The organism is Kitasatospora sp. NPDC057692, assembly GCF_042799475.1.
Taxonomy (GTDB): domain Bacteria; phylum Actinomycetota; class Actinomycetes; order Streptomycetales; family Streptomycetaceae; genus Kitasatospora.
In genome coordinates this window covers 79913-94180 of sequence record NZ_JBHVIV010000015.1, presented here as the reverse complement: position 1 = coordinate 94180, position 14268 = coordinate 79913, and the positions used below count along the sequence as shown (strand labels likewise).

The following is a 14268-nucleotide window of genomic DNA, read 5'->3' as shown; positions in this document are numbered from 1 at the left end:
GATTCAGTTCTCGGAGAAGACGGTGTCCTCGGGCTGTGCGAGCATGCGCACGGCCGAGCCGTTGACGATCTGGACCAGCGGTGCGAGGGTCAGCTGCTTCGTCCTCGTCGACAGGACCTCGACGTTGTCCTCCTTGCCCGCCAGGTAGGCGGGGAAGCAGGCCAGCGACTGCTCGACCAGGTTGAAGTGGTCGACCAGGCGCCGGAAGAGCTTCGGGAGGACGACCACCTCGGTGAGGGACGCCAGGCCGGTGACGAAGGCGCCGCTCGGGGCCGTGGTGGCGTCGAACGGCCACAGCCCGAGGCCGGCCTCGCGGGCCTGGCGGGTGACGTTGGCCAGCTCGTCCCTCAGCTCGCGGGGCAGCTTGCCGTAGAAGGCGGGGTAGACCAGGCCGGTCCTGAGCAGGTGGTGGTTGGCGGTGCTCTGCAGCAGCGGCACGCCGACCTGCAGGTCGGTGCCGTCGGCGCCGGGCGGGGTGCCGGTGCCGAGCAGGGCGACGCACCGCTTGAACGGGTCCCCGCCCTGGGTGAGGATCCACCCGGGGGTCTGCGGCGGGTCGGCGGAGACGACCTTCTGCCCGACGCGCCGGACGTTGCCGAAGCCGAGGAAGGTCAGGAGCTCCTGCGCGGCCTTGTCACCGAACTCGGCGGGTTGGCGGATCCGCGGCCCGGTCCGGTCGTAGTGGGTCTCCAGGGCGTCGACGCCGTCGAGCCTGACCCTGGCGACGCCGTTCTTGACCTCGACCGGGGCGTCCTTCAGCCGGTCGAAGGCGAGCGGGTCGGTGGGGACGAAGTGGATGGTGTCGCCGTCGGGTTCGGTACCGATGATCCGGTACTCGCCGAGGACCAGCAGCATGGTCATGGCAGCCCCTTGATGTGGGAGGGCGGCGCCATGGGTCCGATCGGCGTCCGCCGGTTCGCACCCGGTGGGATTTCACCGTGAGTCGTCGTCACTTCCCCGCGGGAGGGGAAGGAGCCGCCACTCTATGTTCGTGTGCGATCGCCTTCAATCACCGGCGCGTCGGCGGGCTGCCCGCGTGTCGGCGCCGGGCCCGGCGAGCGCGGCGTCGAGCAGGGCCGCCGCGGCGGCCCGGGCGGCCGCGGCCGCGGACGGGTCCCGGTCCATGCCCGCCGAGACCCCGGCGCCGTCGTAGAGCAGGTGCAGCTGGTGGGCCAGGACGGCGGGGTCGGGGGCCCCGGCCTCCCGGGCCAGATCGGTGAACAGCCCGCGGATCCAGGCGCGGAAGGCCTCCGCGGCCTGTTCGACCTGGTCGCCGGGGTGGGCCTCGGCGCTCGCCCTGACGAAGGCGCAGCCGTGGTAGTCGGGCCGGGCGAACTGCTCGCTCTGCGCGTCGAAGACCGCGAGCAGGCGGTCGTACGGGGAGTCCCGCTGCTCGACGTGCCGGGTGATCCGCGCGGTGCTCCTCGCGTGCCGGCCCTCCAGGTAGGCGCGGACGAGCGACTCCTTGCTGCCGAAGGCGTTGTACAGCGACGCCTTGGCCACACCCGCCTGCTCGATGACGCGGTCGATGCCGACGGTGTGCACGCCCTCGCGGTAGAACAGCTCGTCCGCGGCGGCCAGCAGGCGTTCGCGGGCCGTGGGCCTGGCCGCGCTCCTCGTGGTCATGACGGGACACCTCCAAAGCAGACCGATCTGTCTATGGTAGCCCGCTTCCGCTGCCCCGTACCGCCGCGTGGTGCGCCGCCCGGCCGCGCCTCTTCCCGCGGTGCCCGGGCCGGTTGACTAGACAGACTGGTCTGTCTAGTGTGCGGATCAGACAGATCTGTCTACCGGCGAGGACCGACATCAGGAGCGAGCCCCGATGAGCGAACCGACAGGCATCACCCACCACACCGCCGAGCTCAACGGGATCAGGCAGCACTGGGTCAGTGCCGGCGAGGGGCCGCCGGTCTACCTGCTGCACGGCTTCCCGGAGACCTGGTACGGCTGGCGCAAGCAGATACCCGTGCTGGCCGAGCGGTTCACCGTGATCGCCCCCGACCTCCGCGGCTACGGCGACACCGAGAAGCCCGCCTCCGGCTACGACAAGCGGACCATGGCCAACGACGTGGCCGCGCTGATGGACCACCTCGGCCACGAGCGCATCGCCCTGGTCGGCCACGACCGCGGGGCGCGGGTCGGCACCCGGTTCGCCAAGGACCACCGCGACCGGATCGACCGGTTCGCGGCGCTGGACAACATCCCCACCCGGGTCGTCGCCGACACCTACGACGTCGCCCTCGCCCGGCAGGGGTACTGGTTCTTCACCTTCCTCGGCGTGCCCGACCTCCCCGAGGCGCTGATCGCGGGCCGCGAGGAGACCTGGCTCACCCACTTCTACCGCAGCTGGTCCTACGACCCCGACATGCTCACCCCGGAGGAGGTCGCCGTCTACGTCCGCGCCTACCGGCAGCCGGGCGCGATCCGCGGATCCTGCATGGACCACCGGGCGGCCGCCGAGGACGTCGCCCAGGACCGCGAGGACGCCTACCGGCTCATCGACTGCCCGGTGCTGACCATGTGGGGCGAGGACTTCGGCGCCGTCGGACAGGCCTACGACGTCCTGGACGTCTGGAAGGGGCTGGCCGACGACGTCCGCGGAGTGCCGATTCCCCGCTGCGGACACCTCTGCCACGAGGAGCGCCCCGACGTCGTCAACCGGGAGCTCCTCGACTTCCTCGCGGACTGGACCGGCTGACCCGATCCACCCGCCCGACCGCCACGAGGAACGACCGTGCTGCGGCGGGGCGCCACTGCCCCGCCGCACCCCCCGTACGAACGCGCTGCGCCGCGGCCCCGGCAGGAATCACGTCGTGCGGCGCCGCGCACCGCCAGAACTGAAGAGACCTCAGCCATGACCGGTTCCCTCCCGCCCCGCCGGCCCGGGCGCCCCCTGCTGCCCCGCGCCGCGGCCTTCTGGCTGCTCGGAGGCGTGCAGCTGCTCCTGCTGGCCGCCGCGAGCGCCCCGTCCCCCCTCTACCCCGTCTACCAGGCCCACTGGGGCTTCTCGGCGGCCGCCGTCACCGTGGTGTTCGCCCTCTACGCCCTTGCCCTGCTGCTCGCCCTGACGGTGGTCGGCGCGCTGTCCGACCACGTCGGCCGCCGCCCGGTCATAGCCGTCTCGCTGGTGCTCGAAGCGGGCGCCATGGCCCTCTTCGCCACCGCCGGCGGCATCGGATCGCTGATGGTCGCCCGTACCCTGCAGGGCCTGGCCACCGGTGCCGCGACCGGCGCCATCAGCGCCGGCCTGGTCGACCTCCAGCCCGAGCACCGTCCCCACCTGGGAACACTGATCAACAGCGTCTTCTCGTGCCTGGGCCTGGCGTCCGGCGCACTGGGGGCCGGACTGCTCGTCGAGTACGCCCCCGCGCCGACCGCACTGGTCTACGTCCTGCTCGGGTCCGTCTTCGCGGCCGCCCTCGCCGTCGTCGCCCTGATGCCCGAGACCGCGCCGCGCCGCCCCGGCGCCCTCGGCTCGCTCCGCCCGCGGGTGTCGGTGCCGCACCAGGTCAAGCCGCACTTCGTCGCCGTCCTGCCCGGCCTGGTCGCGCTCTGGGCGCTCACCGGATTCACCCTGTCCCTCGGGCCGTCGCTGAGCGCCGATGTCCTGCACGTCCACAACCACGTCATCGCCGGCGTGGTGATCGCCCTGCTCACCGGCATGGGCGCGATCGGCTCGCTCACCCTCCACCCGCGAAAGCCGGACGGGGCGATGGCCATCGGCTCGCTGGCACTCGCCACCGGCACCGCACTGACCCTGATCGGCGTCGCGGCCGGTGTCCCGGCCGCCTACCTCCTCGGCACCGCGATCGCCGGATTCGGCTGGGGAGCCGCCCTGCTGGGCTCCTTCCGCACGGTCGGCCCGCAGGCCGCCGCCGAGGAGCGGGCCGCCGTCTTCGCCGCCCTGTACGTCGTCGGGTACCTGGCCTTCAGCCTGCCCGCCGTCGCGGCCGGTGCGCTCTCCGGCCGGTTCGGCCTGCACCGCACCGCCGACGGATACGCGGCGGTGGTGATCCTGCTGTCGCTCACGGCTCTTGCGCTGACGTTCCGTCAACACCGGCGCACCGGGCCGTAGCCGGGAAACCCGGACGGTGACCGTCCGCGTCGCCGCCGGCGAGGCGCGGCCGCGGCCCTCCGCCGGCGGCACCGCCCGGACCGGGGTCCGAGCGGTGCCGCACGCGTCCGCGGGGTCAGGCGAAGGCCTCGGCGGAATCGGAGGCCAGGGTGGACAGGTCGATCGGTGCGCCCGCTTCGAGCGCCGCGGCCCGGATGTTGCGCCGGACCTCCTCGGCGGCGAGGCCGTCCTCCCTCGGCGTGATCTCGAAGGTCGCGCTGGCGAAGCGGCCCTCGGCGGCGAACCTCGGATCGGGGTGGGGGTTCCGGTAGAGCTGCTCCGCCCGGTCGCGCAGTTCGAGCATGGTGGGAATCGCGAGCGCCATGTCCCGGGGGCGGCCGTTGAACGCGGAGTTCAGGTAGCCCAGCAGGACGGCGTAGCGGGCGTTGAACGCCACGGCCTGCCCGTACACCGCGCTGGTGTTCTCGTGCTCCTTGTAGTCCTCGACCTTCGAGTCGCCGTGGATCGGGTAGGCGTCGTCCCAGGTGACGTCGATCAGCGGGCCGCTGGGCGGGTCCTTGGGGCGGTCGTCGGGTCCGTAGGCGCGGCCGGCGAAGATCTCGTTGAAGCGGAAGTAGTGGGCGAGTTCGCGCTGTTCGCCGAAGCGGTTGTTGCTGTTCCAGATGCTGTCGCTCACCCCTTCGCCCTGTTCGGTGATGGTTTCCAGGGCTTCCAGCGCCGAGTTGCGGCCGTCGATGCGGAAGACCTCGCCGCCGGAGTTGTAGAAGTCCTCCGGGCCGACCTGGCGTTCGAGTCCGCCGGTGAAGACCTGGTCCTGGCCGAGTGTCCTGATGAGGTGCTCCAGGCCGGTCCGGACGGTGTCGTAGAACTGGCCGATGGAGGTCCAGCCGGAACCCGGATCGCCGCCCGGAGCCATCGACTTCGGCAGTTCGATGCGAAGGAACGTCTCCAGCGCCTCGGGGGAGAAGTGCCGCAGCCCGATCCTGGGCACGCCGTCACCGCTGAACGGCAGCTTGGCCGGGTACTCGGCGACGACGCCGGAATCGACCACCGGGCGGCCGCCGACCGCGTTGAGCAGGTTGGCGACCAGCGTCATGTGGAGCATCTCCTCCAGCAGGACGGCGCGGATCGCGTAGTACGCGGTGCGGTTGGTGCCGGGGCGGATGGTGTACATCCCGGTCATGTAGACGGGGATGGTCAGGTGTTCCACCTCCAGCGCCGCCTGGAGGTACGTGCGCAGTTCGTCCAGGTCCTTCGGGACGCCGAAGCCGGCCTTGTCCAGTGCGAGTGCGGTGATCACGCCGGTACCTCCTCGGTCGCGTTCCGTGTGCCGCGCAGGTCGGCCGGCCGCCGGTCGAGGAGCAGGTCCCGGTGGATCTTCTCCGCGCTGCGCAGGGCGAGGGCGAGCATGGTGATGGTGGGGTTGCTGGTGCCGATGGAGGGCATGCTGCCGCAGCCGACGGCGTACAGGTTCGGGTGCTCCCAGGTGCGCTGGTACTCGTCGACCACGGACGTGGCGGCGGCACTGCCCATGATGTGGGTGCCGGCACCGTGGCCGGCGCCGCTGTAGGCCAGGTCCAGGGTCTCGCCCTTGACGGTGTGCACAAAGTGGCCGAGCGGGGGCACACCGTCGCGCGGGGAGTGGTCGGTGTAGTCGGTGGCGCCGAGCCGGTCGAAGATCCGGCCCGCCACGATGCGGGCGGCGAACAGGCCGTCGCGGGTGTGCTCGTCGAGGTCGTAGGTGATGACCGGGCGGAGGTTGCCCATGGCGTCGCGGTAGCGCGGGTCGATGGTGACCCGGTTGCTCGGGTTCGCCGACTGCTCGACGGCGATCTGGAGTTGGAGCTGCCGTCCGAGGGCGGAGCCGAGCAGGCGGCGCAGCTCCGGTCCGAACACGCCGTCCGGCCGCACCTCGCCCGTCGCGTCGCCGCCGATGCCGAGGGCGGTGGCGACGTTGCTCATCGGCGCGCCGGTGGCCCAGCCCCAGCCCCAGTTGCCGATCTCGATCCGGAACGGCGCGCGTGTGGCGCGCCCGTCACCGAACCGGAAGTCCTCCCACCCGGAGGTGTGCCCTGGCCCGCGGAACGGCCCGACCGGCCCGCGGGCCTCGTCGGCGAGCGCCCAGTTGAGGATGGTGGGGTGGTCCATCAGGTTGCGGCCGACCTGGTCGCTGCCGTTGGCGAGGCCGGAGAACAGCAGCAGGCGGGCGTTCTCGATGGCGTGCGCGGCGAGCACCACCAGGTCCGCCTCGACCACGTACGGGCGGCCGACCGGCGACGCCGGGTCGGTGTACGTGCGGAACTCGACCCCGCTCACCCGCCCGCCCCGGGTGGCGCCCGCGAGCCGGACGCGGGTGGCGACGCAGCGGGTGGCGAGCGAGACGGTCTTCGCGAACCGGGCCTGCTGGCGCAGCGGATGGGACTTGGCCTGCACCGGGCAGATCGGCACGCAGCTCGCGTTGCCCACGCAGCGCTCGCCGAAGTTGGGCAGGCCCACCGCGCTCTCCGGCCGGTACGGCACCTCCGAGTAGGCCGGGTTGGGCGTCGAGTTGCGGGCTTGCGGCAGGCTCCGGACGTGCAGTTCGTAGGTCTGCCCGGTGACGTCGTCCCGGATGGGCGCGCCGTCGAGGTCCTGGCAGTACCGGTCGATGTAGCTGGCCGGGATCTGGTGCATCGGATAGACGTAGTCGTCGCCGGTGACGACGCCGATCACACGCTGGTCGTCCGCGTTCCCGGCCACGCCGATCTCGAACTCCGCCCGCGCGTACCAGGGTTGCAGGTCCTCCGCGCCGATCGGCCAGCTCCGCCCGTAGCCGTACTGCTCGGTGCCGAAGTCCTCGGGGTGCATGCGCGGCACCGCCCCGAGCCAGTGCATCGCGGTGCCGCCCAACTCCCGCAGATAGTCGGTGCCGTAGGGGAGCCGGCCGTTCTGGACGAAGTAGCCGTTCGCGGTGAACTCCGGCTGCCCCGGCTTCGGATCGCGCACCGGCGCGAGGTCCAGGACATCCGGGTAGGGCGCGGCGACGCTGCGGCGGTAGGCGGAGTTCGGCACCTTGGCAACGGCGGAGTGGAAGGTGGAGAGCGAGCCGAGGTAGCCGGGCCAGGTCTCGGTGCCGCCGTTGCCGGCCTCCAGGATCAGCACGTTCCAGCCCAGGTCGCCGAGCTCCTTGGCGATCAGGCTGCCCGACCAGCCGCCGCCGACGATGACGACGTCGTAACGCCGGCGGACGGCCTCGTCCGCGCTGACGGTGTTCAGGGTGTCGCTCATGCGTCCTCCTGCGGGGCGTCGGACCGTACGGCGGCGGCGGCGGTCGGTACGGCGGACGGCGGGATCGCGCGGGAGGCGCGGTAACCGGGCAGCAGGTGGACGGGTACGGCGTCCAGCGCGACCTCCTCGGTCAGCCCGGTGCGGAACACCGGCTTCTCGTCCAGGCCCAGGTCCTGGCGGAGCCCCTCAGCGGTGGGCTGGGGCGGCGGGGGGACCGACCAGGTGCCGAAGCCCGGCGGTTTGGCCCCGGCCGGATGCCCGTGGAAGGTCCGCCACACCAGACCCTCGACGTACGCCTCCGGCGCGACCACGAACTCCTCGTTCGCCATCTGCCGCCGCAGCGCCGCGTGCGCGGCCGGTGCCAGGCGCGGCCAGGCGCCGGTCAGCCACAGGTACGCCAGGGCCCGGGCCACCTCCAGGTGGACGGGTGACAGGTCCTGCGGGCCGCCGTGTGCGTCGACGGCGGCCGACCACGCGGTCCAGAACTCGGCGAACGCGGTTGGCCCCACCTGCTGCCGGGCGGTGTCCAGGTAACGCTCTGCCATACCGGTGGCGTACAGGTCGAACGCGGTGAAGCCGGTCAACGGCACACAGCGGTCGACGAAGTCCTCGATCTCCTGCGTCACAGCGGGAACCGTCATCACGCTCCTCTCTCACGGGGGCCGTCGGGACCAGGCGCCGAATGCCCTGCCGGAACAGTTCTCGGGCGAACCATCCAGTGTCGTCACCCGCCCCTCCGGCGTAGCCCGGGCCGCGTCGGACGGGGCTCCCGGTTCCACTCGAACGGGCGCCGACCGGTCTCGCAGCCGTCCGGATTCCGGCTCGGACGCGCCTCCCTGCCCACGGCGAGGTCGGCGCGTCGGGCGGGCCCGGTCGGCGCACATGTGAAGCGCCCGCCGGGGTCACGGGTGGGTTCCGTGATCCCGGCGGGCGCGGGGGTCATGTGGTCGGGTCGGTCAGTCGTTGCGCTGTCGGCGCTTGCTGAGGCCGAGGGTGAGCGCGCCGACGATCAGCAGCGCGGCTCCGATGCCCAGCACGGTGAGGACGGCGGTGCCGGTGTGGGCGAGGATGCCGGACGGTCCGGACGGCTTGGCGGCCGCGGGGCCGACGGGCGTCGCCGGATTGCCCTGCTCGACCTTGACGGTGGCGGTGGCCTCGGGGGAGGTGAGGGGGGTGGTGCCGGCCTTTCCGGTGGCGGTGGCGGTGTTGACGACCTTTCCGCGTTCGGCGTCCTGGGTGGTGATGGTGTGCGGCTTGGTGGTGCAGGTCATCGTCTCGCCGGGGGTGAGGGTGGTCCTGGGGCAGGTGACCTCGCCGGCGGTGGGGTCGTCGATCTTGATGTCGGTGATGGTGAGGGTGCCCTGGTTGGCGACGGTGAGCTTCCAGTCGATGCGGTCGCCGGTGTCGTTCTTTCCGGTCCTGTTGGTGTCGGTGGTGTCGGCGGTCTTGGTGAGGTTGAGGGCGCCCTTGCCGTTGGAGGGGATGGTGACGTCGGAGGGCGGGGAGACCGGCGGTTCGCCGCGCGGCGGGGTGCCGGTGGCGGTGGCGGTGTTCTTCACCGTGCCCGCGTCGACGTCGGCCTGGGTGACGGTGTAGGTGGCGGTGCAGGAGACGGTGGCGCCCGGGGCCAGGGAAGCGACACCGTTCGGGCAGGTGACGGCGTCGAGCTTGCCGTGCCCGGTGAAGGCGCCCTCCTTGATCGTGACGTCCTTCAGCGTCACATTGCCGGTGTTGGTGACGGCGAAGGTGTAGGCGACCTTCTCTCCGGTGACGAGCTTGCCGGGCTTCTCGGTCTGGGCGGACTTGACGAGGGCCACGGCCGGCTTGGGTGCCTGGGGCAGTTCCACCTCGGACGGCGGGCTCACCGGCGGCTCGCCGCGGGGCGGGGTGCCGGTGGCGGTGGCGGTGTTCTTCACCGAGCCGGCGTCGACGTCGGCCTGCGTCACGGTGTAGGTGGCGGTGCAGGTGACGGTGGTGCCGGGGGCGAGGGCGGCGGCCTCCCTGGGGCAGGTGATCGGGTCGAGCTTGCCGTGGCCGGTGAACTGGCCTTCGGTGATCCTGATGCCCTTGAGGGTGACGTTGCCGGTGTTGCGGACGGTGAAGCTGTAGGTGATCTTCTCGCCGGTGACGAGCTTGTCGTCCTGGCCGGTGGTGGCGGACTTGACCAGGGACACGCCGGGCTGGTCGGTGGTGGTCGCCGTCGTCTCGGAGGGCGGCGACACCGGGGGCTCGCCGCGCGGCGGGGTGCCGGTGGCGGTCGCGGTGTTCTTGACGGAACCGGCGTCGACGTCCGCTTGGGTGACCGTGTAGGTGGCGGTGCAGAGCACGGTGGCGCCGGGTGCCAGGGTGGCGGCCTCCTTGGGGCAGGTGACGGGGTCGATCTTGCCGCTGCCGGTGAACGCGGTCTCGTTGACCTTGACGTCCTTCAGCGTCACGTTGCCGGTGTTGGTGACGGTGAACTTGTAGGTGATCTGCTCGCCGGCGACCAGGGTGCCGGTGGAGGAGGTCTTGACGAGCGCCACGGCCGGCTTCTCCGGTGCCGGGACGATCGCGTCGGACGGCGGGGAGACGGGGGGTGCGCCGCGTGGTGGGGTGCCGGTGGCGGTGGCCGTGTTCTTCACCGATCCCGCGTCCACGTCCGCCTGGGTGGCGGTGTAGGTGGCGGTGCAGGTCACCGTAGCGCCCGGGGCCAGGGAGGCGGCCTCGGCGGGGCAGGTGACCGGCGACATGGCGCCGGAGCCGGTGAACGCGGTCTCGTTGACCTTCACGTCCTTGAGGGTGAGGTTGCCGGTGTTGGTGACGGCGAAGTCGTAGCGGACCTGCTCACCGACGACGAGCTCGCCCGGCTTGCTGCTGTGGCCGGTCTTGACCAGGGTCAGGGCGGGCTTGTCGGCCGTCGTCGCCAGGGTCTGGGACGGCGGGGTGACCGGGGGCTCGCCGCGTGGCGGGGTGCCGGTGGCGGTCGCGGTGTTCTTCACCGATCCCGCGTCCACGTCCGCCTGGGTGGCGGTGTAGGTGGCGGTGCAGGTCACCGTAGCGCCCGGGGCCAGGGAGGCGGCCTCGGCGGGGCAGGTGACCGGCGACATGGCGCCGGAGCCGGTGAACGCGGTCTCGTTGACCTTCACGTCCTTGAGCGTGACGTTGCCGGTGTTCTTGACCTCGAACGTGTAGACGATCTCCTCGCCCGCGACCAGCGTGCGGGCCGAGGACGACTTCACCAGGGACAGACCCGGCGCGTCGGTCGCGGTCACCGTCACCTCGGACGGCGGGGAGACGGGCGGCGCGCCGCGTGGCGGGGTGCCGGTGCTGGTGGCGGTGTTCTTCACCGAACCCGCGTCCACGTCGGCCTGCGTGACCGTGTAGTCGGCGGTGCAGGTGACGGTGGCGCCGGGTGCGAGCGAGGCGGCCTCGGCCGGGCACACCACAGGGCCGAGCGTGCCGCCGCCGGTGAACGTGCCCTCGGTGATCTTCACGTCGGTGAGGGTGACGTTGCCGGTGTTCTTGACCTCGAACTCGTAGGTGATCTGCTCACCGGCGACGAGCGTGTCGGCGGAGGCCGACTTCACCAGTGTCAGCTTGGGGTCGTCCGGCACCGGCACGTCGCTGCGGCAGGCCGGGTCGGTGTTGCCCGGGACGCAGCTGCCGCCCGAACCCGGGGGACTGCTGACCGTGTTGTGGAGCAGGCGGTCGCCGTTGTCGGGGGTGTTCACGGTCACGGTGTAGGTGACCGTCGCCGACGCGCCCATGGCGAGGGGGCCCGACCAGGTGAGGGACGGTGCCGCGTAGTTCACCGCACCGGCTGTTGCCGCCGCGTCGTTGTTGTAGGCGGCGTCGTCGAGCACGCCGGTCATGTCGTCGGTGAACGATGCCGGGTCCGCGGCGGTGTAGTCGGACGCGCCGGTGTTGGTGACCTTCAGGGTGTAGGTGACCGAGTCGCCGAGGTTGGCGGTCGGCTTGGAGGCGGTCTTGACGAGGGAGAACGCCCTGGCCGGTATCTGGACGCGGCAGGCCGGGTCGGTGGAGCCGGGTGCGCAGTTGCCGCCCGAGCCCGCCGGCGTGACCACGGTGTTGTCCAGCTTCTGGTCACCGGTGTCCGGGTCGTCGACGCGCACGGAGTAGGTCACCGTCACGGTGCCGTTCACGGGCAGGGGGCCGGACCAGGAGAGCGTCGGCGCGGCGTAGCTCACGGCGCCGGCCGTGGCCGCGGCGTCGTGGTTGTAGGCGGCGTCGTCGAGGACGGCGGTCAGGTCGTCGGTGAACGACGCGGGGGCGGCAGCGGTGTAGTCGGCGGCGCCGGTGTTGGTCACCGTCACCGTGTAGTCGACCTTCGCGCCGGCCGTCACCTTGGTGGCCGGCGTCGACTTGACCACCCGCAGGGACTGCACCGGGACGGTGGCGGCGCAGGCGGTGTCCGTGGACGTCGCGGCGCAGTTGGAGGGAACGCCCGGCGGGGTGACGACCCGGTTCTCCATCAGGTGGCCACCCGTATCGGGGTCGTTGACCTTCACCGTGTAGGTGATGGTGGCAGTGGCACCGGCCGCGAGGGGGCCGGACCAGCCGATCACCTTGCCGGCCGGGTCGTAGCTCGCGTTCCCGGCAGAGGCCTGAAGGCTCGCGGTATCGAAGGTGGAGTCGCCCAGGACCCTGGTGATGCTGTCGCTCAGCGAGGCCGGGTTGGCGGCGACGTAGTCCTGGGTGCCGGTGTTGGTGACCGTGATCGTGTACGTCACCTGATCGCCCGGTCTGGCGGTCGCGGGGTTGGCGGTCTTGGTCAGGTGCAGCATGCACTGCTCGGCCGACGGGGCCACGTTGAAGGTGACGGTGCCCGTGGTCTGGCCGGGCGCGTCACTCGTGCCACCGGCCGTGGTGACGGCGGTGGCGTTGTTGGTGACCGGCAGGGTCTGCTGGCAGGAGACCGGCGGAGCGACTGTGCGGTAGCAGACCTGGACGCTGTCGCCGGCCCAGGTGACCTTCACCTTCGCGGCATCGACCGCGGTGGCGTTGTTCACCGCGGCCAGGCCGACCGTCGCGGTCAGCGAGGCGGTGTTGCCGGAGACGGGGAGCGCGGAGATGTCGATGGACTGGGGGCCGGACCTCGGGAAGGGCACGTCGGTCCACCCCGGCACGGGGGCGCCGTTGGCCCCGGTGAGCGTCAGGGTGGCGCCGTAGTACTGCGAGCCGTCCAGGCCGGGCAGCGAAACGGTTCCCCACGAGGTGGTGTGCCCGGACTTGCCGTCGCAGTAGTAGACGTCCGGGGTCAGCTGCACGCTCCGGGACGCCGAGGCGCACGGGGTGCCGGTCTCGCCGTTGAAGATGCCGATGCGCCCGCCGTCACCGTTCGACGCGAAGCAGCCGGGCAAGTTCGCCAGGGGACGCACCGTGTAGCTGCGCAGGTTCGGGGGACGGGTCGTGAACCTGGTGCAGGGCTGGACCTTGCCGGCGACCAGCGGCTGCGCGAAGTCGTAGCAGTCCACCAGGTTGGCGTTGCCCGTGTAGTACTTCGTCCCGACCAGCACACCCGTGCCGTAGCCCTGGCCTGAGGCCCCGTAGGAGTAGATCCGCTGGCTCCACGGGTTCGCGAGCGCCGCGCCCGTGGGCGCGTAGCAGACCGAGCCGTAGACCGCACAGGCTCCGAGGAGATCGCCGTTCGACGAGACGACCGGGAACACCTCGCTGCTGAAGCCGACGGGTTGCGGAGCACCGGTCGCGATCGGGAAGCCCGCGCACAGCTGGCGGGTCGCGGTGTCGAAACACGACAGGTAGTCGCTGGTCCGCGCGGCATTGATGTACGTGACGTAGACGTAACGGCCGTACGTCCCCACCTCGAAGCTGTACCCGGTTGCGGGAATCCCACCAACCGTGACGTTCACGGCGCCGCACGCGGTGCCGTCCGGCGCGACACAGTGCAGGTTGCCGCCGAGGGCCAGGTAGTAGTAGTTGCCGTCGGCCGCCGCGATGCCGTCGCCGGCGAGGACGTGTGTGGCGGCCGGGCTCGTTCCGAGATGGGTGTAGCCGCAGCTGACCCGGGCGTCCAGGTCCAGGCACTGCATCCCGTATTCGAGGTTCATCGACACCGGCCAGTACAACCGGCCGTTGGAAATGAACGAACCGTTGATGTGCGCGGTGTAGTAGGCGCCGGCGGTCCCGGTGCCCAGTGGCGTCCCGGCCTTCGGGTCCACGTACGTCGAGAGCGCGGGCCAGCCCGGGCAGACCGCGCCGGCCAGCGTCGCGCAGAACACGACCGTGCCGGAGTTGTTGTGGTGGAAGACGGTGTAGATGTTGTTCTTGTAGCCCTCGACCGAGTAGCCGTCACCGCCGGGGGTGTTGAAGTTGACGGGCTGCGAGCTGAAGACGGGCGACGCGGCCGAGGTCGTCCCCTGCAGGACGGGGCCCTTCGCGGTCAGCGTGCCGTTCGCCACCGAGCCGGTGAAGCCGGGCGGCAGCTGCAGCGAGTTGGCGACGTAGGTCTGTCCGCCGGTGATCGGGTCGGAGATCGACACGTCGGCGTCCGTGGTCGTGCCGTTCTTGTAGTCCAGCACCCACTTGACGGTGTCCCCGGGCCTGGCCGAACCGGCGGTCGTGGCGGTCGCCGTCGACGGGTTCGTGACGTCGAAGCCCGTCTTCGAGAAGGTCGACAGCGGCGCGGCCTCGGCGGCCGGCGCAGCACCGATGGTCCCGCTCACCCCGAACCCGGTGAACGCCACGAGCATGCCGACCAGGACGCAGAGCAGCCGCGACGGCCTACGCCTTCTCCGCTTTCCCGCACGTCCTCCGCCGCTCCAAGCGGCTCTTGGCTTCGCCCGACGTGGGCGGCCGGGCCTACGCAGTGTCATGTGTCGTCCCCTCGGATCGGCGTCCAGTGCCCCCGGCTGTGGGACGAGAGCAACCCGATCGCACTGATGTATCACAGATCGGGACGACTACAT

The 14268-nt window shown here is 71.7% G+C and carries 8 protein-coding genes; 2 read left to right on the top strand and 6 right to left on the bottom strand.

Annotated features, from left to right (window positions below; genetic code table 11):
• Positions 1-3: 3 nt before the first annotated feature.
• A complete protein-coding gene (locus tag ACFVFS_RS12050) occupies positions 4-861 on the bottom strand; it encodes a thermonuclease family protein (protein ID WP_380622952.1) in 858 nt (285 codons plus the stop codon).
• A gap of 144 nt (positions 862-1005) precedes the next feature.
• Positions 1006-1626: a TetR/AcrR family transcriptional regulator gene (locus ACFVFS_RS12045; protein WP_380622950.1), complete on the bottom strand. Its 621-nt coding sequence runs from the start codon at positions 1624-1626 to the stop codon at positions 1006-1008.
• A 196-nt stretch (positions 1627-1822) separates the two neighbouring features.
• Here ACFVFS_RS12045 and ACFVFS_RS12040 point away from each other — a divergent pair, with 196 nt between their 5' ends.
• Positions 1823-2698, top strand: a complete 876-nt coding sequence (locus ACFVFS_RS12040; RefSeq protein WP_380622948.1) for an alpha/beta fold hydrolase — start codon at positions 1823-1825, stop codon at positions 2696-2698.
• 156 nt (positions 2699-2854) lie between these two features.
• The gene (locus tag ACFVFS_RS12035) at positions 2855-4075 is read left to right on the top strand and encodes an MFS transporter (protein WP_380622946.1); all 1221 of its coding nucleotides are present in this window, start codon (positions 2855-2857) and stop codon (positions 4073-4075) included.
• Positions 4076-4190: 115 nt separating this feature from the next.
• Here the strand turns inward: ACFVFS_RS12035 and ACFVFS_RS12030 are convergent, their stop codons facing one another.
• From ACFVFS_RS12030 to ACFVFS_RS12015, 4 genes are all read right to left on the bottom strand, one after another.
• The gene (locus ACFVFS_RS12030; RefSeq protein WP_380622944.1) at positions 4191-5375 is read right to left on the bottom strand and encodes a ferritin-like protein; all 1185 of its coding nucleotides are present in this window, start codon (positions 5373-5375) and stop codon (positions 4191-4193) included.
• Positions 5372-7342, bottom strand: a complete 1971-nt coding sequence (locus tag ACFVFS_RS12025; RefSeq protein ID WP_380622942.1) for a GMC family oxidoreductase — start codon at positions 7340-7342, stop codon at positions 5372-5374. The genes ACFVFS_RS12030 and ACFVFS_RS12025 overlap by 4 nt, the downstream gene beginning before the upstream one ends.
• Positions 7339-7983, bottom strand: coding sequence for a hypothetical protein (locus tag ACFVFS_RS12020; protein WP_380622940.1), 645 nt, complete (start codon positions 7981-7983; stop codon positions 7339-7341). Before ACFVFS_RS12020 ends, ACFVFS_RS12025 begins: the two co-directional genes overlap by 4 nt.
• Before the next feature lie 315 nt (positions 7984-8298).
• Complete coding sequence (locus ACFVFS_RS12015) at positions 8299-14052, bottom strand: hypothetical protein (protein ID WP_380622938.1); 5754 nt, start codon at positions 14050-14052, stop codon at positions 8299-8301.
• Positions 14053-14268 lie beyond the last annotated feature (216 nt).